Origin of the sequence: Rhodanobacter sp. DHB23, from assembly GCF_014842975.1 — a bacterium.
GTDB lineage: Bacteria > Pseudomonadota > Gammaproteobacteria > Xanthomonadales > Rhodanobacteraceae > Rhodanobacter_A.
Genome location: NZ_JACYXK010000019.1, coordinates 91,064 through 111,634, shown reverse-complemented (window position 1 = coordinate 111,634; position 20,571 = coordinate 91,064). Strand labels below are relative to the sequence as shown.

The following is a 20,571-nucleotide window of genomic DNA, read 5'->3' as shown; positions in this document are numbered from 1 at the left end:
GTCCAGATCAGTCATGCCGGCATGCTACCGCCAGTTCAGCCGTACCGGCGCAGGCGACGCGCCGCCAGCAGCAGGAACACCACGGCGAAGGCCAGCAGCGCCAGCACGTGGGGCAGCAGCGGGCCGCTGCGCATCCCCACCGCCGACAGGGCGAGCTGGTCGAGGTGATAGCTGGGCCATGCCGGCGCGATCTGTTGCAGGAACTTCGGCAGCATCGAAAGCGGCAGCCACAGGCCGGACAGGAAGGCCATCGGCAGATAGACCAGTTGCAGCAGGACGGGTGCCCCCTGCCCCTTGATTAGCGTGCCGACGAACATGCCCAGCGCGCAGAACGGCAGCACGCCGAACGGGCCGATCGCCAGCATCGCCAGCATGTGCGGCGGGTCCAGCGACACGCCGCCGAAGCCCAGTCCCAGGGCCAGCAGCAGGATCACCACCACGGTGGCGGTGACCATCGCCATCACCATCTTGCCGATCAGGTAGGCGCCCGGCGGCATCGGCAGCGCGCGTTTCAGGGTAAGCAGGCCACCGTCGCGTTCGATCGCCAGCGACACGCCGAAGCCGAACAGGCCCGGCCCCATCACGCCAAAGGCGGTGTAGCTGGCCAGCATGTAGCGCGCGGCGTCGCTGCCGGGATGGTTCGGCAGCACACCGAACATCAGGTAGAACACCGTGGAGAACAGTGTCACCGGCAGCATGAAGCCCGGCGCACGCAGGTAACGCAGGCACTCGCTGCGCGCCTCGGCGAGATAGGCGCCGAGCACGCGGCGCGGGGGCATGGCGGGGGTGGCGGCCGGCGATGCGGCGACTACGGCAACGGTGTCCATCAGGCGGCCTCCTGCTCGGCGGCGGTTTCGCGGGTGAGTTCGGTGAAGGCTTCGGCGAGGCCGGCGCGCTGCACCTCCAGTTCGCTGAGGGCGGGATCGGCATCGAGCAGCCGGCGCACCACCGTCTCGGCCCTGGCGGTGGCGATTCGCAGGTGGCCGTTCTCGCGCGTGGCGGACACCACGGCCGGCCAGGCGGCGATCGCCTCCGCGTCGAGGTCGCTCGCGCAGCGGATGCGGGTGAGCGCCACGCGCCTGCGCAGCTCGTCCACGCTGCCCTCGCTGAGCACGCGGCCCTGGCCCAGCACCACCACGCGCTGCGCCAGCGCCTCGGCCTCCTCGAGGTAATGCGTGGTGAGCACCACGGCGCAGCCTTCGGCGACCAGCGCGCGGATCGCCGCCCACAGCTTCTGCCGTGCCTCGATGTCCATGCCCACGGTGGGTTCGTCGAGGAACAGCAGCTCGGGCCTTCCGCACATCGCCAGCGCGAACTGCACGCGGCGCTGCTGGCCGCCGGAGAGCTTGCCGTAGGGCCGCTTCAGCAGGTCGGCAATGCCGGCCAGCGCGACGGTTTCGTCGTAGCCGCGCGGATCCGGGTAGTAGCTCATGGTGAGGCGCAACAGTTCGCCCACGCGCAAGGTGGGTGGCAGGTTGGCCGATTGCAGCATCACGCCGATGCGTCTGCGCGCCTCGATGCGCTGCGGGTCGAACCCGAACAGTTCGGCGCGGCCCGCGTCGGGGCGGACCAGCCCCAGCAGCAGGCCGATGCTGGTGCTCTTGCCGGCGCCGTTGGGGCCGAGCAGGGCCAGCAGTTCGCCGCGCCGCACGGCGAGGTCCACGCCGTCCAGCGCGGTCAGTGGGCCGTAGCGTTTCGCGGCGGCGGCGAGTCGGGCAACGATGGTGTCGGTCATGGGGTTTCCTCCGTGCAGCGCAGGTTAGGCGGCGCGCCGCGCCGGCCCCAATCGCCACCGTCAGGCATCGGACATGACAAGCGTCACTCGCCCGCATGGGTGCCCCTGGTTTTGCCCGTCATCCCGGCGCGGCGCTTTTCAACAGCCGCAGATCGGCGAATCGGACCTCCCCTAAAGTGTTGCAGTGCAAGGCGTTTTGGCGACCCAGGGGGTACCGGGCAGCCCGCCCCGCGGGTTATCCTTGCGGTTCGTGGATGCGCGCCACCCGCCAAGCCGGGCCACCCCGCCGCACGCGCCACGCAAAACACGTCGGCCTGCTTCGCGCTGGGTGCGAGGCGCCGGCGGATTTCGAGGAGAACACCATGGGTTTGATCGATCAGCTGCGCGAACTGCGCGAATTCGGCGGCAAGCCGCGCACCACCGGCCTGGACGATGCCAGCATCGAACGCATGGCCGCGACCGACACCATGCTCGGTGAAGCCGTGGCCGCTGCGGTGGCGCGCCATCGCGAACTGCGTGCCGAACTGGGCGACTTCCTGAAGCTGGACGAATCCGAACAGCTGGCGCAGGCGCAGGTCGGCTTCGTCAACTTCTACCCCGACGACGCGATCAACCCCTACCTGCCGGCGGCCGCGCGCGGCCCGTGGGTCGTCACGCTGAAGGGCGCGGTGGTGCACGACAACGGCGGCTACGGCATGCTGGGCTTCGGCCACAACCACCCGGCCATCGAGGCCGCGCTGGCGCGTCCGCAGGTGATGGCCAACGTGATGACGCCCAGCATTGCGCAACTGCGCCTGGTGCAGGCGCTGAACCGCGAGCTGGGCCACCACCGCGGCAGCAATCCGTATGCGCACTACCTGTGCCTCAACTCCGGCTCCGAGTCGGTGTCGCTGGCCTGCCGCATCGCCGACGTCAACGCCAAGCTGATGACCGACGCCAGCGGCCGCTACGCCGGCCGCAGCATCAAGCGCCTCGCGGTGAAGGGCGCGTTCCACGGCCGCACCGACAAGCCGGCGCTGTATTCCGATTCCTCGCGCAAGACCTACCAACAGCACCTCGCCAGCTATCGCCACGAGGACAGCCTGCTCACCGTCGAGCCGTACAACGTGGCCCAGCTGGAAGCCGCCTTCGCCGACGCCGACAGGCACGGCTGGTTCATCGAGGCGATGTTCCTGGAGCCGGTGATGGGCGAAGGCGACCCGGGCCGCGCGGTGACGCCGGAGTTCTACGCCGCCGCGCGCAAGCTCACCGAGGCGCACGGCAGCCTGCTGCTGGTCGACTCGATCCAGGCCGGCCTGCGCGCGCACGGCGTGCTGTCGATCACCGACTACCCCGGCTTCGAGAAGCTGCCCGCGCCGGACATGGAGACCTTCTCCAAGGCGCTCAACGCCGGCCAGTACCCGCTGTCGGTGCTGGCCGTGAGCGAGCGTGCCGGCAACCTGTACCGCAAGGGCATCTACGGCAACACCATGACCGCGAACCCCCGTGCGCTGGACGTGGCGCTGGCCACGCTGGGCGAGCTCACCGACGAGGTGCGCGCCAACATCCGCGCCCGCGGCAAGGAATTCGTGGACAAGCTCAACGCGCTGAAGGACGAACTGGGCGGCCTGATCACCAAGGTGCAGGGCACCGGCCTGCTGTTCTCCTGCGAGCTGGCCCCGCAGTTCAAGTGCTACGGCGCCGGCTCCACCGAGGAGTACCTGCGCGAGCGCGGCATCGGCGTGATCCACGGCGGCGTCAACTCGCTGCGCTTCACCCCGCACTTCAACGTCACCAGCGCCGAGGTGGATCTGGTCGTTTCGCATGTGCGCCACGCCCTGCTGGAAGGCCCGCGCAAGAGCGAAAGCAAGGCCGCCTGACCGGCAGGACACGCCCGCGCCCGCCGCCGACCGTGCGGCGGGCGCCGGGCCTACGCCGACCTTCCGTCGTTCAGCTTCAATGCGCCCTCCGCGGCGATAGACTGCGCACGCCGGTAACCGCCGGTCACCTTGGGAGGAATCACCATGACGTTGCGTTTCAGCCAGATCGCCGCCTGCGCCGCCCTCACCTTCGCCACCACCGTCGCGTTCGCCGCCGCACCGCAGGCAGCAACCTCTGGCAAGACCCTCACCCCGCAGCAGCAGCGCATGAGCGACTGCAACAAGCAGGCCACCGGCAAGACCGGCGCCGACCGCAAGACCTTCATGAGCTCCTGCCTCAAGGGCGAAAGCACCGCCGCCGCGCCGGCCGCCAAGACCACGCAGCAGGAAAAAATGAAGAGCTGCAGCGCCGACGCCAAGACCAAGGCGCTCAAGGGCGCCGACCGCAAGACCTTCATGAGCACCTGCCTCAAGGGCGATACCGCCGCGGCTCCCGCCGCACACTGAAGCCGCCGCAGCGTTCCAGCCAAAGCGCCGCCGCGACAAGGCGGCGCTTTGTTTTTGCGATCATCCTTGATCGCGAGAATCAAACGGGCGGGAGTTACCTTTGCGATCATCCCTGATCGCGAAAATCAAACGGGCGGCCATCCATGGCCGCACTCTTCGAAAAGAGTCGTCCTGAATCGCTCATGGCGATTTTCAGCGGCTATGCTTGGCCGATGAAAATCGTCGAAGTCCGCCATCCGCTGATCCAGCACAAGCTCGGCCTGATGCGCCGCGCCGGGATCAGCACCAAGGAGTTCCGCGAGCTGGCCGGCGAGGTCGCCGCCCTGCTCACCTACGAGGCCACCAAGGACCTGGAAACCGTCGAGGAACACATCGAGGGCTGGGCCGGCCCGCTCGTCGTGCAGCGGATCAAGGGCGCCAAGATCACCATCGTGCCGATCCTGCGCGCCGGCCTCGGCATGCTGCCCGGCGTGCTCGACCTGATCCCCGCCGCCAAGGTCAGCGTGGTGGGCCTGCAGCGCGACGAGCAGACGCTCAAGCCGATCGCCTACTACGAAAAGCTCACCGGCCGCATGGACGAGCGCATCGCGCTGATCGTCGACCCCATGCTCGCCACCGCCGGCACCCTGGTCGCCACCGTGGACATGCTCAAGGCCGCCGGCTGCACGCGCATCAAGGGCCTGTTCCTGGTCGCCGCGCCGGAAGGCCTCAAGCGCATCGAGGCCGCACATCCCGACATCGAGATCTACACCGCCGCGATCGACGAACGGCTCAACGAGCACGGCTACATCCTGCCCGGCCTGGGCGACGCGGGCGACAAGATCTTCGGCACGAAACAGTTGCCGGGCTGAATGCGCGGGCCAAGGGGCACCTTCGATTTCATCGTCGTCGGCGGCGGCCCCGCCGGTTGCGCTACCGCGGCGCGGCTGGCCATGCTCAAGCCGGATGCCAGCGTGCTGCTGGTGGAGACCGGCCCCGCGAAAAGCGGCCTGCGTTCCGACGTGCCGTTGGGCATCGCCACGCTGGTGCCGTTCCGCAACGCGCGCAACTACAGCTATCGCACCGTGCCGCAAGCCGGCCTGGACGGGCGCCGCGGCGTGCAGCCGCGCGGCCGCGGCCTGGGCGGCTCCAGCCTGATCAACGCGATGATCTACATCCGTGGCCAGCGCGAGGATTACGACGACTGGGCCCGCGCGGGCGCCACCGGCTGGTCGTGGCGCGACGTGTTCCCCTATTTCCTGCGCAGCGAAGACAACGCGCGCGGCGCGGACGCATGGCACGCCACCGGCGGCCCGCTGGCCGTGGGCGACCTGGCCAGTCCCAGCGACTGCGCGCGCGCCTTCGTGGATGCCGCCGCGCAGTGCGGCCACGCCATCAACCCGGATTTCAACGGTGCGAGCCAGGAAGGCGTGGGCACCTACCAGGTGTACCAGCGCCACGGCCAACGCTGGAATGCCGCGCGCGCCTACCTCGCCGCCCTGGCGCCGAGGAACCTCGCCGTGCTTGCGGAGACAGCGGCGGCGCGCGTGCTGATCGAAGATCGCCGCGCCACCGGCATCGCCTGCACGAATGGCGACCGCTACGCCGCCCGCGCCGAAGTCGTGCTGGCCGCCGGCGCTTTCGGCACGCCGCAATTGCTGATGCTTTCGGGCATCGGCCCGGCCGCGCATCTGCACGAGCTGGGCATCGCGGTACGGCACGACGCGCCCGGCGTGGGCTCCAACCTGCAGGACCACGTGGACTTCGTCATCAGCCGCGCGGTGAACGATCGCGGCCTGTTCGGCACCGTGCCATCCATCGTGCCGCAGGCGCTGCGCGCCATCGCGCCGTTCCGCCGCGGCGCAGGCCTGCTCACCAGCAACGTGGCCGAGGCCGGCGGCTTCCTGCGTACGCGCCCGGAACTGGAACGCCCCGACGTGCAACTGCACCTGTGCATCGGCATCGTGGACAACCACAGCCGCCGCCTGCACGCCACGCGCGGTATGTCGCTGCACACCTGCGTATTGCGTCCGCACAGCCGCGGCAGCGTACGCCTCGCCGGCACCGATGTGCGCAAGGCCCTGCTGATCGACCCAGCCTTCCTCGCCGACCCGCGCGACATGGACACCTTGCTCGCCGGCACCGCGCTCGCGCGCCGCATCCTCGCCGCTCCCGCCTTCGCGCGCTACGCGGGGCCGGCGCTGTACGACGCCGAGACGAGTGACGAATCACGCCTGCGCGAAATCATCCGCCAACACGCCGACACCATCTATCACCCGGTGGGCACCTGCCGCATGGGCGGCGATGCCGCCTCCGTGGTCGATCCCGAACTGCGCGTGCGTGGCGTGGCCGGCCTGCGCGTGGCCGATGCCTCCATCATGCCGACGCTGATTTCGGGCAATACGCAGGCAGCCTGCGCGATGATCGGCGAACGGGCGGCCGAATTCGTCGCGCGCGGCCGGTGACGCCTCAGCCGCGGCCGAAGCGGTCGGTGGCCTCCATCAACTCGTGGATGTTGCCCGGCTCGAACGCCGAATGCCCCGCGTCCTGCACGATACGCAGGTCCGCTTCCGGCCAGGCGCGGTGCAGGTCCCAGGCGCTGCGGATCGGGCAGACCACGTCGTAGCGGCCCTGCACGATCACGGCGGGGATCCTGCGGATGCGCTCCACGTTGCGCAGCAGCTGGTCGTCGTGCGCGAAGAAGCCGCCGTTGACGAAGTAGTGGCACTCGATGCGCGCGAAGGCGAGCGCGAATTCGTCCTCGTCGTGCGCACCGATGCTGGCCGGATCCTGGTGCAGGTAGCTGGTGGAGCCCTCCCACACCGACCATGCCCGCGCCGCGGCCACGCGCACCGCCGGGTCGGCGCTGGTGAGGCGGCGGTGGTAGGCGCTCATCAGGTCGCCGCGTTCCACCTCGGGGATCGCCGCGAGATAGGTTTCCCACGCATCCGGGTACAGCGCGTCGCAGCCCTTCTGGTAGAACCACTCCAGTTCCCAGCGGCGCAGCATGAAGATGCCGCGCAGCACCAGCTCGGCGACCTTGTCGGGATGCGTCTGCGCATAGGCCAGCGCCAGCGTGGAACCCCACGAGCCGCCGAACACCTGCCAGCGGCCGATGGCGAGATGCTCGCGCACGCGCTCGATGTCGGCCACCAGATCCCAGGTGGTGTTCTCGCGCAGTTCCGCATGCGGCGTGGACTGGCCGCAGCCGCGCTGGTCGAACAGCACGATGCGGTACACCGCGGGATCGAAGAAACGCCGGCACTTCGGATTGGTGCCGCCGCCGGGGCCGCCGTGCAGGAACACCACCGGCTTGCCGTCGGGGTTGCCGCACTGCTCGTAGTAAAGCGTGTGCAGCTCCGAGACCCTGAGCATGCCGCGATCGTACGGCTCGATTTCGGGATACAGCGTGCGGCGTTCCTGCGTCATGGTCGTGCTCGCGTCACTAAACATCCCAAAAGGCTAACACGGCGATTGCGGGCCACAACCGTGCGGCGCACCGTCCAGTCATGCACGCGCTACCGCGTTGCCCTTTTCGTCTGGGAGACTGTCGCCCTCCCGCCAACCCAAGCACCCACATGCAAACCACACGCGCCCGTCTGCCTCGACTGCTCGCCCTTGCCCTTGCCCTCGTCTTCGTCGCACCGCTGGCCATGGCGACATCGCAACCAACGGACGTCCATGCAGCACTGCAGGGCAAGCTTGATGCGCTGTCCAGACGCGCGCAGCCCGGCGTGTTCGGCATCATCGTGCTGGACCCGCAGAGCGGAGAGCGCTGGCGCGTCAATGCCGACCGCGCCTACCCGATGATGAGCGTATTCAAGGCACCGGTCGCTGCCGCGGTATTCGCGCAGATCGACAACGGCCAGTTGTCGATGGATCAGACCGTCACCCTGACGCGCGCCGACGTGGTCGGCGGTTCCGCCGTGCCATCCATCGGCGCGCACTTCCATGGCGAGCAGATGATGTTCACCGTGCGCCAACTGCTCACGGCAGCCGTCAAGGACAGCGACAACACCGCCGTCGACGCGCTGTTGAAGCTGGTCCCGCCGCAGGAGGTCACCGCCTTCCTGCGTGCGCACGGCATCACCGGCATGCGCGTGGACATGGGCGAGGCCGGCGTCGACCGCGTATTCGAACAACTGGCATCCGGCCAGCAGCCGCCAGCGAACGAGACGGCACAGGCAGAGGAGGCGCGCCTGCAGCGCGGCTACCGTGCCTATCTCGCCGATCCGCGCAACCGCAGCACGCCGGATGCCGCCGCAGACTTCCTGGACCAGTTGCAGCGCGGCGCCCTGCTCTCACCGTCATCGACGCACGCCTTGCTCGCACTGATGCAGGCGCAGACGCAACCGAACCGCATGCGGCAGGGCCTGCCCCACGACGTGCAACTCGCGGACAAATGCGGCACGTCCTACACGCTGGACGGACTCACCGCCGCCTACAACGACATCGGCATCCTGACCTGGCCCGACGGCCACAGCGTGATCGTGGCGGCCTTCCTCACGACTTCGACCGCCTCGAAAGCCGAGCGCGACGCGCTGTTTGCCGACCTGGCACGCACGGTCGCAGGCACGCTGCGTCCCTGAGCGTTCACTCCGCCTCGAGCAGCTTGCCCGGATTGAGGATGCCATTCGGGTCGAACACCTTGCGCACGCCGCGCATCAACGCGATCTCTGCTGCGCTGCGCGTGCTGTCGAGGTAGGGCTGCTTGACCAGGCCGATGCCGTGCTCGGCGGAGATGCTGCCGCCGTGTTCCTTCAGCGTGGCGGCCAGCAGCTTGGTGACGTGCTCGCATTGCGCGATGAAATCCGCATCCGCCATGGCAGCGGGCTTGAGCACGTTGATGTGCAGGTTGCCGTCGCCGATGTGGCCGAACCACACCACTTCGATGTGCGGATACTCGCGCGCCAGCAGCGCCTGCATCGCATGCAGGAAGGCCGGCACCACGCCAATGCGCACCGACACGTCGTTCTTGTACGGCTTGTGCGGTGCCAGGCTCTCGGTGATGCCTTCGCGCAGCCGCCACAACGCGGCGGCCTGCGCCTCGCTCTGCGCGATCGTTCCGTCCACGATCCAGCCCTGCTCCATGCCTTCGCCCAGCACCGCCAGCGCGGCGTCCTGCGCGGCTTCGTCCGGCGCGTCGAACTCGGTGACCACGTAGTAGGGATGCTCGCCGTCCAGCGCGCGCTGCGCGCCGTGCGCCAGCACGTGCTTCAGCGCGATGTCGGTGAAAAACTCGAAGGCCTGCAGCGCCAGCTTCGCGCGGAACAGGCCGAACACGGACAACACCGCGTCCATGTCCGGCAGCGCCAGCAGCATGGTCTGCGCGGGCGGCGGCGGATCGGTGAGCCTGAGCGTGGCTTCCACCACGATGCCCAGCGTGCCTTCCGAGCCGATCATCAACTGGCGGAAGTCGTAGCCGCTGGAGTTCTTCACCAGCGCGCGGTTGAGGTCGAGCAGTTCACCGTTGCCGGCCACCACCTTGAGTCCGGCGATCCACTCGCGGGTGTTGCCGTAGCGGATCACCCGGATGCCGCCGGCGTTGGTGGCGATGTTGCCGCCGATGGAGCACGAACCGCGCGCGGCGAAGTCCACCGGGTAGATCAACCCCTGCTCACGCGCCGCCGCGTGCACGGCCTCCAGCGGCATGCCCGGCTGCACGGTGAGCGTGCGGTCGGCGGCATCGAAGCCCAGCACGCGGCTCATCCGCTCCAGGCTGAGCACCAGCTCGCCGTGCGCCGCCACCGCGCCGCCGGAAAGCCCGGTGCGCCCGCCCGAGGGCACGAGGGCCACGCCATGCTCGTTGGCCCAGCGCACGATGCCCTGCACTTCCTCCACCGTGGCCGGCAGCGCGATGGCCAGCGGCGCGGGCGTCCAGCGGCGCGTCCAGTCGCGGCCGTAGTGCTCCAGGTCGCCGGGTTCGGAAAGCAGGCGCAGCCCGGGCAGGCGGCGGGCGAGATCGTCCAGGGCGTCGCTCATGGGGTCTCCGGTGGGTTATGCCTCGTGTGGCGTTCGGACGTCCAAACGACCATGTGCTGCGTTGCCGCAATTCTGGCATAGTAGCAGTTCATTCCACCCCGGAGCCCCCATGAAGACCTCGTTCCCACGGCAAGACATCAAGGTGCTGCTGCTGGAGGGCGTGAGTCGCACCGCGGTGGAGGTCTTCGAGCGGGCCGGCTACAGCAACATCGAGTACCACGAGAAGTCGCTGCCCGAGGCGCAGTTGCTGGAGCGCATCGCCGACGCCCACATCGTGGGGCTGCGCTCGCGCACCCAGCTCACCGCCGCGGTGCTGCGCAACGCCAAGCGGCTGATCGCGGCGGGCTGCTTCTGCATCGGCACCAACCAGGTCGACCTGGGCGAGGCGGAACGGCTGGGCGTGCCGGTGTTCAACGCGCCCTACTCCAACACCCGCAGCGTGGCCGAGCTGGTGATCGCCGAGGCGATCATGCTGCTGCGTGGCATCCCGCAGCGCAGCGCGCAATGCCACCGCGGCGGCTGGAGCAAGTCCGCCGCCGGCAGCTACGAGGCGCGCGGCAAGGTGCTGGGCGTGATCGGCTACGGCCACATCGGCACCCAGGTCGGCGTGCTGGCCGAGAGCCTGGGCATGCGCGTGATCTTCCACGACGTGGAGACCAAGCTGGCGCTGGGCAACGCCCAGGCCGCCGCCAGCCTGCACGACCTGCTGCAGCGCTCCGACGTGGTGACTCTGCACGTGCCGGAGACGCCGGCCACCAAGCTGATGTTCGGCGCCGCGGAAATCGCCGCGATGCGCAATGGCGCGGTGCTGATCAACGCCTCGCGCGGCAGCGTGGTGGAGATCGACGCGCTGGCGGACGCGCTGCGTTCCGGGCACGTCGCCGGCGCCGCGGTGGACGTGTTCCCGGTGGAGCCGAAGGGCAACGACGACCCGTTCGTGTCGCCGCTGATCGGCCTGGACAACGTGATCCTCACCCCGCATATCGGCGGCAGCACGCTGGAGGCGCAGGACAACATCGGCATCGAGGTGGCCAGCAAGCTGGTGCGCTACAGCGACAACGGCTCCACCCTGTCGGCGGTGAACTTCCCGGAAGTGTCGCTGCCGGAACACCCGAGGAGCCGCCGCCTGCTGCACATCCACCGCAACGTGCCCGGCGTGCTGTCGCGCATCAACGAACTGTTTTCGGCCGGCAACATCAACATCGACGCGCAGTTCCTGCAGACCGACGCGGAAGTGGGCTATGTGGTGATCGACGTGTCGGCCGACGAGGCCCAGGCCAACGCCTTGAAGGACAAGCTGGTGGCCATCCAGGGGACCTTGCGCACCCGCGTGCTGTACTGACGGCAGCGCCGGCTTCCGGCGCCACAAGACCTGCCGATGCCGGGGCGGGGCTCAAGCCACCGCCCTGGCTTGCCGATAGCCCGGAATCCCGTCCAGCCTGGGTATCGCCATGACGTTCCGGTTACGCGACTTGCGCATCGCCCTGCGGCTCGGCCTGCTCGGCTTCATCATGCTGCTGGCCACCGCCGTGGTCGGCTTCGGCGGCTGGCAGGGCCTGCAACGCACCCACGAACTGCAGATCCGCGCCACCCAGACGGCCACTGCCTTCGCTGCAGCCGCGGACACGGCGCGCGTGGCCCAGGTCGACTTCAAGAAGCAGGTGCAGAACTGGAAGGACACCCTGCTGCGCGGCGCGGCGCCCGAGGCCTTCAAGAAGTATCACGACCAGTTCACCGCCGGCAGCCAGGCGGTGGACCGGGACCTGGCCTCCCTCAAGCAGCAGATGGCCGCGCTCGGACTGGACACCCGCGGCGTCGACACCGCGCTGTCCACCCATGCCGAACTGCAGAAGCGCTACGACGATGCCCTGCAGAAGTACAACGGCAGCAAGCCGGACAGCGTGCACGTGGTGGATGCCCTGGTGGCCGGCATGGACCGCCCGCCGACCGACGCCATCGACGGACTGGTGGCGGGCATGAAGGACCAGGCCGCCGCCGAGGGCCGCAGCATCGACGCGGAGAGCGAAAGCGCCTATCGCAGCGCCTGGCACCTGCTGGCCGCGGTGGTGCTTTGCGCGCTGGTCGCCTGCACGCTGCTGATCTGGCTGCTGGCCTACAGCATCACCATGCCGATCCATCGCGCGGTGAAGGTGGCCGAGGCCGTGGCGGACGGCGACCTGCGCACGCGCATCGAGGCCGTCAGCCGCGACGAGACCGGCCAGTTGCTCGGCGCCCTGGACCGCATGAACCGCCAATTGCTCCAGGTCGTCGGCACGATCCGCAAGGGCTCGCACGAGATTTCGTCCTCCACGAACCAGATCGCCAGCGGCAACCACGACCTTTCCGCGCGCACCAGCGAACAGGCGGCGGCGCTGGAGGAAACCGCCGCGTCGATGCAGGAGTTCACCGAGAGCGTCAACGCAAATGCCATGCGCGCGCAGCAGGCCGCCCAGCTGGCGGCCGGGGCCTCCGACGTGGCGCGCGAAAGCGGCGCCGCCATGAGCGAGGCGGTCAAGGCGATGGAACGCGTCCAGGACGTCTCCGGCCGCATCAACGAGATCACCGAAACCATGGCGCGCATCGCGACCCAGACCCACATCCTGGCGATCAACGCCTCCGTGGAAGCGGCCCACGCAGGCGAAGCCGGCAAGGGATTCAACGTGGTGGCGTCCGAAGTGCAGTCCCTGGCACGCAACTCGCGCGCGGCATCCGACCAGATCCGTGCGTTGATCGAGGAGTCGATATCCATCATCAACGGCAGCACGCAGCGGATCGGCCATGCCGAAGCCATGGTCGGCAAGCTGCTCGGCAGCGTGGAAGAGGTCGTCGACACCGTCAACTCGATCGCCCTGCAGAGCCGCGAGCAGGCGACCGGCATCCAGCAGGTCAACCAGGCGGTGAGCCAGATGGACGAGGTCACGCAGAGCAACGCCGCGCTGGTGGAAGAGGCCGCCGCCGCCACCGAGGCCGTGCAGACGCGCGCCGGGTCGCTGGTCCAGAGCGTGGCCTTCTTCAAGATGGACGACGACGGGGAACTGGCGGAAGCCGCCTGAACCGGCGGGGCCCGCCGCGAAAGCGGCGCCCCTCGCCCGGGAACCGGCTCAGTCCCGCCCGGCTGTTCGACGATCCGGGCTGCGCGACGATTTCGTCGCCTTGCCCGTCGCCGATTTCTTCGGCGCCGCTTTCTTCGGTGCGGCCGCCGCGGGCTTGTGCCTGGCCTGCCTCCGCTCCGTTTCATGCTGCTCGCGGAACGCGGCGGCATAGGACTTCAGTTCGTCCCTGAACTTCGCGCCCAAGCCGGGCGTGTGCTCCATGTGCTGCTCCATCCGCTGCAGCAGGTCGTAGTCGTGGTAGTCGCGGTAGGGCTTCAGGTCGAGGTCGGCCGGCACCTTCTGCAGGCGCTCGTCACCGATCGACTTCACGTACTTCTGCATGAAGCGGTCGTAGGCCTTCCAGGTGACGCGCTGCGCGTTCACCGCCGCCTCCTCGGCGCGCGTGGCGATCTGGTGCGCGTGCAGGTAGTGCAGGTCGAGCTGGTCGATCAGGGTCTTCTCCACTTCCTCGTGCAGGATCAGGAAGCGGTCCACCTCGATGGTGCGGCCGCGGAACGTGAAGCTCTTCGGCAGGTGGCGGTCGATGTAGATGGTCTTGCCGTCGCGGCTGTAGCCGGCGAGGTAGGGGATGTCGTGTTCGCGGTCGAGCTTCCTCACGCGGCGCAGGACCGCGTCCAGCGCGCGATCCATCATCAGCGCCGAGACGTACCAGTCGGGCGCCTTGAGCTTCTCGTGCGGGGCGTTCGGGTGGCAGTTGTTCGACGACATGCGGCATCTCCTGGCATGGGCAAACCCGGTGCGCGCAGCCTAGCCTCCCCGCGGTGCAATTTCCTGCGCCCGCAGCAAGCACGCAAACGCGCACGGCGCCTCTCGGCGCCGTCGATGTTTCCGGCCAGGTGGTCGGGTGGCCTCTGCCGGACCATGCCTTGCAGGCTTCGCACCACAACGACTCGAGATCGAGGACGCAGCCAACCGCCCCAACCGTGCGCGGCACCCGTCAACGCGGCACGCGAAGCGAGGACCCGCGCAGCGCCTCCTCGTGCGCCAACTCCTCGGCGCAGTCGGTGGCCTCGCCGTCCAGATCGCACGGTGAAGGCTTGGGCATGTGCCCGGTGCGGGGTGGCTGGTCAGCGTCTGCCTGCCGGTCTGTCGAGGTCATTCAATCGGTCTCGGGTCGTGGGCTGGATGATTGAGTCTCCAGGATGTTAGCGCGGGCCCAGGCCGTCAGGCGTCAGCCGACGCGCGCAAGTTGGGCGCGGGTCGATGGCCGGGATTCTTCGCGCCAATCCAGCTCATCCGGCCATAGCTCATGGCCCGAGCGCAGCACGCCGAGAAATGGGCGTCGCGTACGCTCTGGAAACCCGACAAGACGTAGGTGGCTTCGTTGAACACTTCTTGCCCAAAGGACGCTCCGAAAATCCCCCGCCTGGCATCCAGCCTGGAAACGTCCTGCACGAGACGCGCACCTGCCTTTGGGGATACGGCACCATTCGGAGGGTTTCGTCTCCCCCCGGAATTGGGAACGCTCAAGGGAAGCGCCGGGACGTTACGGATAATGCAGCCAACAAAAAACCGCGCCAGAGCGCGGTTTTCGGGATATCCAGGGTTGCCTGGAGTCATCCAATTGGTCGGGGCGGCCGGATTCGAACCGACGACCCTTTGCCCCCCAGGCAAATGCGCTACCAGGCTGCGCTACGCCCCGACTTGGACTGGAAAGGCGGCAACGTGGCCGCCTTTCGTGCTCTCGATCATGCGATCGGGAAGCGCGAACTATAACAGAGGAATGCGCTCAGCGGCGCAGCAGGGCGAGGACTTCTTCCAGCTCCAGGCGTACCTGGTGCACGATCTGGTGCGACATGCTCGCCTCGACACGCGCCTGCGGGCCTTCCAGCCGGGCGCGCGCGCCGGTGATGGTGAAACCTTCGTCGTACAGCAGCGCGCGGATCTGGCGGATCATCAGCACGTCGTGGCGCTGGTAGTAGCGGCGGTTGCCGCGACGCTTCACCGGGTTCAGCGCGGGGAACTCCTGCTCCCAGTAGCGCAGCACGTGCGGTTTCACACCGCACAACTCGCCCACCTCACCGATGGTGAAGTAGCGCTTGGCCGGGATGGGCGGCAGTTCGGTGTTATTCCCTTGGTCCAGCATAGCCCTCGACTCGCACCTTGAGTTTCTGACCCGGACGGAACGTCACCACCCGCCGCGCCGAGATCGGAATCTCTTCGCCGGTCTTCGGGTTGCGCCCGGGCCGCTGGTTCTTCTCGCGCAGGTCGAAGTTGCCGAAACCGGACAGCTTCACCTGCTCCCCCCGCTCCAAGGCCTCGCGGACCACCTCGAAACAGGCGTCCACGAACTCCTTGGCTTCCCGCTTGTTCAGGCCCACGTCGAGGAAAAGCCGCTCGGCCATATCCGCCTTGGTCAGAGCCATCTCATCCTCGCAACTTGGCCTTGCACGTTTGCTCCAGTGCGGCGATCGCCTGCCGCACGCAACGGTCTGCGTCTTCGTCGGTAAGGGTGCGTGAAGCATCCTGCAAAATCAAGCCCATAGCGAGACTTTTTCGGCCCACTTCGACCCCCTTGCCGCTGTAGCGGTCGAACAGCCGCAGCTCCGCCAGCACCTCGCCAAGGCTGCCGCCAACCGCCTGCTCGATCCGTGACCAGGTCACCTCTTCGGGCACTTCGACGGCGATATCGCGGCGCACCGAGGGGAAACGCGCCACCGGCTGCGCCCTGGGCAGGCGGCGGGCCAGCAGCGGTTCCAGCGCCAGTTCCAGCACGTGCACGTCCGGCCCCAGGTCCAGCACCTTGGCCAGTTGCGGATGCAGGGCGCCCAGCCAGCCGGCCGTCCGGCCATCGCGCGCGAGCCGCGCGCCACGGCCCGGATGCAGCCACGCCGGCAGGCTGTCGGCATGCACCGTCCAGCGATGCGGCTCGCCGCCCCAGGCAAGCAGCGCGTCCAGGTCGCCCTTGAGATCAAAGAAATCCAGCGCCCGGGACGGCTCGCCCCACTGCACGGCGTGCGCGTTGCCGCTGGCGACGATGGCCAGGCTCGGGGTTTCCACGGGCGGATTGCCCGCCGCGAACACACGGGCGACCTCGAACAGCCGCACCCGCTCCTGCTGGCGCGCACGGTTGTGGCGCAAGGCCTCCACCAGACCCGGCAACAGCGAGGGGCGCATCACCGCCAGGTCGGCCGACAGCGGGTTGGCCAACGGCACGCCCTGCCCTTCGAGACCCCAGCGCGCCAGCAGCCCGGCGGAGACGAAGGACAGGTTCACCGCCTCGTAGTAACCCCGCGCTGCGAGTTGCTCGCGCAATGCCAGCTCCCCGATGCGCGCTTCCGGCTCGGCCACCAGGGTCAACGCGCCCGCCGGCGTCGCGGTGGGGATGCGGTCGTAACCGAAGATGCGCGCGACTTCCTCGATCAAGTCCTCCTCGCGTTCGATGTCGAAGCGGCGGCTGGGGGCGGTGACCCGCCACCCTTCGGCCAGCGGCTCGACCTGCATGCCCAGCGCCGTGAAGATGCGCACGACCTCGGCATCGGCCACCGGCAGGCCGAGCACGCGCAGTAGCCGCGCACGCCGAAGCAGGATCGGTTGAGGTGCCTGCACCTGCCCGGGCAGGGTGACGTCGAGCAGCGGTCCGGCCACGCCGCCGGCGATGTCGAGGATCAGCCGGGTTGCGTACTCGATGGCGATGGGCGGCAGCTCCGGATCGACGCCGCGCTCGAAACGGTGCCCGGCGTCGGTATGCATGCCGAGCCGGCGGCTGCGGCCGATGATGGCCGACGGAATCCAGTGCGCGGCTTCCAGGAATACGTTGACGGTGGCCTCGGTGACGCGCGTTTCGGAGCCGCCCATGATCCCGCCCAGCGCGACCGCGCGTTCGCCCCGGCCGCCATGGCCGTCGGCGACGACGAGGAAATCCGCATCCAGCTCGACGGTGCGGCCGTCGAGCAATTGCAGCGACTCGCCGGCGCGTGCCGGACGCACGACAACGCCGCCTTCCAGCTTGTCCTTGTCGAAGGCATGCATCGGCTGGCCCAGTTCCAGCATCACGTACTGGGTGACGTCGACCAGGAAGCTGATCGGGCGCAGGCCGCTGCGGCGCAGGCGCTCGGCCATCCACACCGGCGTCGCCACGCGGGCGTCCACGCCGTCGATCACGCGACCGGCGAAGCGCGGTACGCGCGGGCCGGCTTCCAGGGCGATCTCCAGCCTGGCATCGCTGCCGGCCGGTACCGGTGCGGCATCCAGCGGCAGCACCTCGCCGCCCAGCGCGGCGGCGACGTCGAACGCGATACCGCGCACGCTGAAGCAGTCAGCACGGTTGGGCGTGAGCTTGATCTCGATGCTGGCATCCGGCAGGCCGAGGTAGGCCGCGAGCGGCGTGCCCACCGGGGCATCGGTCGGGAGTTCGAGCAGGCCTGAGGCATCCGGATCGATGCCCAGTTCCTTGGCCGAACACAGCATGCCGGACGACTCGACGCCGCGCAGCTTCGCCGCCTTGATGGCGATACCGCCCGGCAAGGTCGCGCCCACGGTCGCGAGCGGCGCCACCAGGCCCGCACGCGCGTTGGGCGCGCCGCAGACGATCTGCACGGTGCCGTTGCCCGTATCCACCTCGCATACCTGCAGGCGGTCGGCCTCGGGGTGCTTCAGTGCGCTGACGATGCGCGCCACCACCACGCCGGCCAGCGAGTCGCCCAGCGCGGTGACGTCCTCGACCTCCAGGCCGATGGCGGTCAGCGTCGCGGAAAGTTCGTCGCGCGAGGCCTTGGTCGGCACATGCTGGCGCAGCCAGTTCTCGGAGAATTTCATGGTTGAAGTCCGGGATTCGGGATTGGGGATTCGGGATTCGGAAAAGCTGCGGAACCGAGGCTCTTGCGAATCCCGAATCCCCAATCCCGAATCCCGTTTCTCAGGCAAACTGCCTGAGGAACCTCAGGTCGTTCTCGAAGAACGCGCGCAGGTCGGAGACGCCGTAGCGCAGCATCGCGAAACGCTCCACGCCCAGGCCGAAGGCGAAGCCGGTGTAGCGCTCCGGGTCGATGCCGCAGTTCGCCAGCACGTTCGGGTGCACCATGCCGCAGCCCAGCACTTCCAGCCAGCGCGACTCGCCATCCTTCGTCTCCCAGCGGATGTCCACTTCGGCCGAAGGCTCGGTGAAGGGGAAATAGCTGGGGCGGAAGCGCATCTCGAAATCGCGCTCGAAGAACGCACGGATGAACTCGGCCAGCGTGCCCTTGAGGTCGGCGAAGCTGGAGGTCTCGTCCACCAGCAGGCCCTCGATCTGGTGGAACATCGGCGAGTGCGTCTGGTCCGAGTCGCTGCGGTAGACCTTGCCCGGCGCGATGATGCGGATGGGCGGCTGGCGCCCCTTCATCGAGCGGATCTGCACCGGCGAGGTATGCGTGCGCAGCAGGCGGCCGTCGCCGAAGTAGAAGGTGTCGTGCATGGCGCGCGCCGGATGGTGCGGCGGGAAATTCAGCGCCTCGAAGTTGTGCCAGTCGTCCTCGATCTCGGGACCGTCGGCGCGCTGGTAGCCCAGCCGCGCGAAGATCGCGGCGATGCGCTCCAGCGCGCGGGTGATCGGGTGGATGCCGCCGCGCTCGCCGTCGCGGCCGGGCAGCGAGATGTCGATGGTCTCGGAAGCGAGCCGGCGATCCAGCTCGGCCTGCTCCAGCGTGGCCTTGCGCGCGGCCAGCGCATCGGCCAGGCGCTCCTTGACGCGGTTCACTTCGGCGCCACGCGCCTTTTTCTCTTCCGGCGGCAACGAGCCCAGCGTCTTCAGCGCGGCGGTGACGATGCCGCTCTTGCCGAGCAGGCCGACGCGCAGTGCCTCCAGCGCGTCCAGCGTATCGGTCTTGTCGATTTCAGCCTGCGCTTGCGCGGCGCGGCTTTCCAAGTCGTCCATCAATGCGATCCCGGTCTGGAAGTCACAAATAAAAACGGGGAGGAGGCTTTAGGCCTCCTCCCCGCAGACGTTACGCGCATCCCTTGAAGAGTGCGGCCATGGATGGCCGCTTCTTGATCTTCGCGATCAAGGATGAGCGCACAGATTACGCTGCCAGTGCGGCCTTCGCCTTTTCCGCGATGGCACCAAACGCCTTGATGTCGTGCACGGCGATGTCGGCCAGCACCTTGCGGTCGACCGTGATGCCGGCCTTCAGCAGGCCGTTGATGAGGCGGCTGTAGGACAAGCCGAACTGACGGGCAGCGGCATTGATACGCACGATCCACAGGGCGCGGAACTGGCGCTTCTTCTGCTTGCGGCCGATGTACGCGTACTGGCCGGCCTTGATGACGGCCTGGTTGGCTACGCGGAAAACCTTGCGACGGGCGTTGTAGTAGCCCTTCGCGCGGCCGATGATCTTCTTGTGACGACGACGGGCGGTAACGCCACGCTTGACACGAGCCATGGTCTAGTCCTCCCGGTTCAGAGATACGGCAACATGCGAGCCACACCCTTGGTGTCGCACGCCTTGACGTGGTTGGTGGCGCGCAGGTTGCGCTTACGCTTGGTCGACTTCTTGGTCAGGATGTGCGACTTGAAGGCGTGACCGGCCTTGAACTTGCCGGAAGCGGTCTTGCGAAAACGCTTCGCCGCCGCCCGGTTGGTCTTGATCTTGGGCATCTGGATGCTCCTTGATGGGGCTGCACCCTCTACGAGAGCAGCCGGTTTCTGACTGATTCGGCGGCGACCACAAGGCCGCGCTTTCCATCCTGCCGACATCGGTTCACGACCCTTCCTGGCGGGTCGAACTGCCAATTGTACGGGGAAAACGGGACCGGCGCCAGCCTGTGGCGCTACCCTCGAAACCTGCCCGCCCGCATGCGCAGCGGCAGCCCGCAGGCCGCCTTACTGCTTCTTCCTGGGGCCGATCATCATGACCATCTGGCGGCCTTCCAGACGCGGGAAGGACTCGACCACGCCGTTTTCGCCCACGTCCTCCTGGATCTTCTTGGCCAGGTTCTGGCCCAGATCCTGATGGGACATTTCGCGGCCGCGGAAGCGGATGGTGACCTTGACCTTGTCGCCTTCCTCGAGGAAGCGGAGCATGTTGCGCAGCTTGATCTGGTAGTCGCCCACGTCCGTGACCGGACGGAACTTCACTTCCTTGATCTCGACCTGCTTCTGCTTCTTCTTGGCAGCCTGGGCCTTCTTCTGGGCTTCGAACTTGAACTTGCCGTAGTCCATGATGCGGCAGACCGGCGGATCGCCGTTCGGCTGGATCTCGACCAGGTCGAGGCCTGCCTCTTCGGCAGCGCGGAGCGCCTCGTCGCGGGTCAGGATGCCTAGCTGCTCGGAATCCGGGCCGATCACGCGCACGCGCGGCACGCGGATCTCATGGTTGCGGCGATTGCCCTTGGTTTCTGTAGTGGCGATACCACTATCCTCCAGAAGATGTTTATCGATGTGTCGAAAAAGCGCTTTCCTGCGCTTTTCTCGACTCGC

19 protein-coding genes and 1 tRNA gene are annotated in these 20,571 nt (G+C 68.2%); 7 read left to right on the top strand and 13 right to left on the bottom strand.

Annotation, left to right across the window (positions count from 1 at the left end):
- Positions 1 to 35: 35 nt before the first annotated feature.
- Positions 36 to 827, bottom strand: coding sequence for an ABC transporter permease (locus IHE47_RS03030; protein ID WP_192104084.1), 792 nt, complete (start codon positions 825 to 827; stop codon positions 36 to 38).
- Complete coding sequence (locus tag IHE47_RS03025; protein ID WP_192104082.1) at positions 827 to 1,735, bottom strand: ABC transporter ATP-binding protein; 909 nt, start codon at positions 1,733 to 1,735, stop codon at positions 827 to 829. Before IHE47_RS03025 ends, IHE47_RS03030 begins: the two co-directional genes overlap by 1 nt.
- A gap of 362 nt (positions 1,736 to 2,097) precedes the next feature.
- Here IHE47_RS03025 and IHE47_RS03020 point away from each other — a divergent pair, with 362 nt between their 5' ends.
- From IHE47_RS03020 to IHE47_RS03005, 4 genes are all read left to right on the top strand, one after another.
- Entirely contained in the window at positions 2,098 to 3,594 is a 1,497-nt protein-coding gene (locus IHE47_RS03020) for an aminotransferase class III-fold pyridoxal phosphate-dependent enzyme (RefSeq protein ID WP_192104080.1), read from the top strand.
- A gap of 144 nt (positions 3,595 to 3,738) precedes the next feature.
- On the top strand, positions 3,739 to 4,101 hold the full coding sequence (locus IHE47_RS03015) for a PsiF family protein (protein WP_192104078.1): 363 nt from the start codon (positions 3,739 to 3,741) through the stop codon (positions 4,099 to 4,101).
- A gap of 212 nt (positions 4,102 to 4,313) precedes the next feature.
- Positions 4,314 to 4,952, top strand: a complete 639-nt coding sequence (gene upp, locus IHE47_RS03010) for a uracil phosphoribosyltransferase (protein WP_192104077.1) — start codon at positions 4,314 to 4,316, stop codon at positions 4,950 to 4,952.
- Positions 4,953 to 6,545 (top strand): FAD-dependent oxidoreductase, encoded by a 1,593-nt coding sequence (locus tag IHE47_RS03005; protein ID WP_192104075.1) that lies wholly within the window; start codon positions 4,953 to 4,955, stop codon positions 6,543 to 6,545.
- Between the two features lie 4 nt (positions 6,546 to 6,549).
- Here IHE47_RS03005 and pip read toward each other — a convergent pair whose 3' ends face one another.
- Positions 6,550 to 7,509, bottom strand: a complete 960-nt coding sequence (pip, locus tag IHE47_RS03000) for a prolyl aminopeptidase (RefSeq protein ID WP_192104073.1) — start codon at positions 7,507 to 7,509, stop codon at positions 6,550 to 6,552.
- 149 nt (positions 7,510 to 7,658) lie between these two features.
- On the opposite strand from pip, the gene bla reads away from it, so the two are divergent.
- Positions 7,659 to 8,669, top strand: a complete 1,011-nt coding sequence (gene bla, locus IHE47_RS02995; RefSeq protein WP_192104071.1) for a class A beta-lactamase — start codon at positions 7,659 to 7,661, stop codon at positions 8,667 to 8,669.
- Positions 8,670 to 8,673: 4 nt separating this feature from the next.
- Here bla and IHE47_RS02990 read toward each other — a convergent pair whose 3' ends face one another.
- Positions 8,674 to 10,062 carry an FAD-binding oxidoreductase gene (locus tag IHE47_RS02990; RefSeq protein ID WP_192104069.1) on the bottom strand — a complete coding sequence of 463 codons (1,389 nt, stop codon included), beginning with the start codon at positions 10,060 to 10,062 and terminating at the stop codon, positions 8,674 to 8,676.
- A 109-nt stretch (positions 10,063 to 10,171) separates the two neighbouring features.
- On the opposite strand from IHE47_RS02990, the gene serA reads away from it, so the two are divergent.
- Positions 10,172 to 11,404 carry a phosphoglycerate dehydrogenase gene (gene serA, locus IHE47_RS02985; protein WP_192104067.1) on the top strand — a complete coding sequence of 411 codons (1,233 nt, stop codon included), beginning with the start codon at positions 10,172 to 10,174 and terminating at the stop codon, positions 11,402 to 11,404.
- 109 nt (positions 11,405 to 11,513) lie between these two features.
- Complete coding sequence (locus IHE47_RS02980; RefSeq protein ID WP_192104065.1) at positions 11,514 to 13,115, top strand: methyl-accepting chemotaxis protein; 1,602 nt, start codon at positions 11,514 to 11,516, stop codon at positions 13,113 to 13,115.
- 48 nt (positions 13,116 to 13,163) lie between these two features.
- Here the strand turns inward: IHE47_RS02980 and IHE47_RS02975 are convergent, their stop codons facing one another.
- The 9 genes from IHE47_RS02975 to infC all read right to left on the bottom strand — a co-directional run bounded on the left by IHE47_RS02975 (position 13,164) and on the right by infC (position 20,502).
- On the bottom strand, positions 13,164 to 13,883 hold the full coding sequence (locus tag IHE47_RS02975; protein ID WP_192104063.1) for a hypothetical protein: 720 nt from the start codon (positions 13,881 to 13,883) through the stop codon (positions 13,164 to 13,166).
- 857 nt (positions 13,884 to 14,740) lie between these two features.
- A tRNA-Pro gene (locus IHE47_RS02970) sits at positions 14,741 to 14,817 on the bottom strand.
- An 87-nt stretch (positions 14,818 to 14,904) separates the two neighbouring features.
- A complete protein-coding gene (locus IHE47_RS02965; RefSeq protein ID WP_181301494.1) occupies positions 14,905 to 15,261 on the bottom strand; it encodes a MerR family transcriptional regulator in 357 nt (118 codons plus the stop codon).
- Positions 15,242 to 15,541, bottom strand: coding sequence for an integration host factor subunit alpha (gene ihfA / locus IHE47_RS02960; RefSeq protein ID WP_077481444.1), 300 nt, complete (start codon positions 15,539 to 15,541; stop codon positions 15,242 to 15,244). The genes IHE47_RS02965 and ihfA overlap by 20 nt, the downstream gene beginning before the upstream one ends.
- Position 15,542: 1 nt before the next feature.
- Positions 15,543 to 17,933 (bottom strand): phenylalanine--tRNA ligase subunit beta, encoded by a 2,391-nt coding sequence (gene pheT / locus IHE47_RS02955; protein ID WP_192104061.1) that lies wholly within the window; start codon positions 17,931 to 17,933, stop codon positions 15,543 to 15,545.
- Between the two features lie 100 nt (positions 17,934 to 18,033).
- A complete protein-coding gene (gene pheS / locus IHE47_RS02950) occupies positions 18,034 to 19,029 on the bottom strand; it encodes a phenylalanine--tRNA ligase subunit alpha (protein ID WP_192104059.1) in 996 nt (331 codons plus the stop codon).
- Between the two features lie 145 nt (positions 19,030 to 19,174).
- On the bottom strand, positions 19,175 to 19,534 hold the full coding sequence (gene rplT / locus IHE47_RS02945; RefSeq protein WP_077481450.1) for a 50S ribosomal protein L20: 360 nt from the start codon (positions 19,532 to 19,534) through the stop codon (positions 19,175 to 19,177).
- A 17-nt stretch (positions 19,535 to 19,551) separates the two neighbouring features.
- Complete coding sequence (gene rpmI / locus IHE47_RS02940) at positions 19,552 to 19,749, bottom strand: 50S ribosomal protein L35 (RefSeq protein WP_019467379.1); 198 nt, start codon at positions 19,747 to 19,749, stop codon at positions 19,552 to 19,554.
- Between the two features lie 225 nt (positions 19,750 to 19,974).
- Positions 19,975 to 20,502: a translation initiation factor IF-3 gene (infC, locus tag IHE47_RS02935; protein ID WP_343227425.1), complete on the bottom strand. Its 528-nt coding sequence runs from the start codon at positions 20,500 to 20,502 to the stop codon at positions 19,975 to 19,977.
- Between the last annotated feature and the right edge of the window lie 69 nt (positions 20,503 to 20,571).

What these genes read in the sequence shown, in the direction of transcription:
- IHE47_RS02975 (WP_192104063.1), bottom strand. Translation starts at nt 13,883, where the DNA reads ATGTCGTCGAACAACTGCCACCCGAACGCCCCGCACGAGAAGCTCAAG.
- IHE47_RS02990 (WP_192104069.1), bottom strand. Translation starts at nt 10,062, where the DNA reads ATGAGCGACGCCCTGGACGATCTCGCCCGCCGCCTGCCCGGGCTGCGC.
- pheT (WP_192104061.1), bottom strand. Translation starts at nt 17,933, where the DNA reads ATGAAATTCTCCGAGAACTGGCTGCGCCAGCATGTGCCGACCAAGGCC.
- serA (WP_192104067.1), top strand. Translation starts at nt 10,172, where the DNA reads ATGAAGACCTCGTTCCCACGGCAAGACATCAAGGTGCTGCTGCTGGAG.
- rpmI (WP_019467379.1), bottom strand. Translation starts at nt 19,749, where the DNA reads ATGCCCAAGATCAAGACCAACCGGGCGGCGGCGAAGCGTTTTCGCAAG.
- IHE47_RS03025 (WP_192104082.1), bottom strand. Translation starts at nt 1,735, where the DNA reads ATGACCGACACCATCGTTGCCCGACTCGCCGCCGCCGCGAAACGCTAC.
- upp (WP_192104077.1), top strand. Translation starts at nt 4,314, where the DNA reads ATGAAAATCGTCGAAGTCCGCCATCCGCTGATCCAGCACAAGCTCGGC.
- IHE47_RS03005 (WP_192104075.1), top strand. Translation starts at nt 4,953, where the DNA reads ATGCGCGGGCCAAGGGGCACCTTCGATTTCATCGTCGTCGGCGGCGGC.
- ihfA (WP_077481444.1), bottom strand. Translation starts at nt 15,541, where the DNA reads ATGGCTCTGACCAAGGCGGATATGGCCGAGCGGCTTTTCCTCGACGTG.
- pip (WP_192104073.1), bottom strand. Translation starts at nt 7,509, where the DNA reads ATGACGCAGGAACGCCGCACGCTGTATCCCGAAATCGAGCCGTACGAT.
- rplT (WP_077481450.1), bottom strand. Translation starts at nt 19,534, where the DNA reads ATGGCTCGTGTCAAGCGTGGCGTTACCGCCCGTCGTCGTCACAAGAAG.
- pheS (WP_192104059.1), bottom strand. Translation starts at nt 19,029, where the DNA reads ATGGACGACTTGGAAAGCCGCGCCGCGCAAGCGCAGGCTGAAATCGAC.
- bla (WP_192104071.1), top strand. Translation starts at nt 7,659, where the DNA reads ATGCAAACCACACGCGCCCGTCTGCCTCGACTGCTCGCCCTTGCCCTT.
- IHE47_RS03020 (WP_192104080.1), top strand. Translation starts at nt 2,098, where the DNA reads ATGGGTTTGATCGATCAGCTGCGCGAACTGCGCGAATTCGGCGGCAAG.
- IHE47_RS02980 (WP_192104065.1), top strand. Translation starts at nt 11,514, where the DNA reads ATGACGTTCCGGTTACGCGACTTGCGCATCGCCCTGCGGCTCGGCCTG.
- IHE47_RS03030 (WP_192104084.1), bottom strand. Translation starts at nt 827, where the DNA reads ATGGACACCGTTGCCGTAGTCGCCGCATCGCCGGCCGCCACCCCCGCC.
- IHE47_RS03015 (WP_192104078.1), top strand. Translation starts at nt 3,739, where the DNA reads ATGACGTTGCGTTTCAGCCAGATCGCCGCCTGCGCCGCCCTCACCTTC.
- IHE47_RS02965 (WP_181301494.1), bottom strand. Translation starts at nt 15,261, where the DNA reads ATGCTGGACCAAGGGAATAACACCGAACTGCCGCCCATCCCGGCCAAG.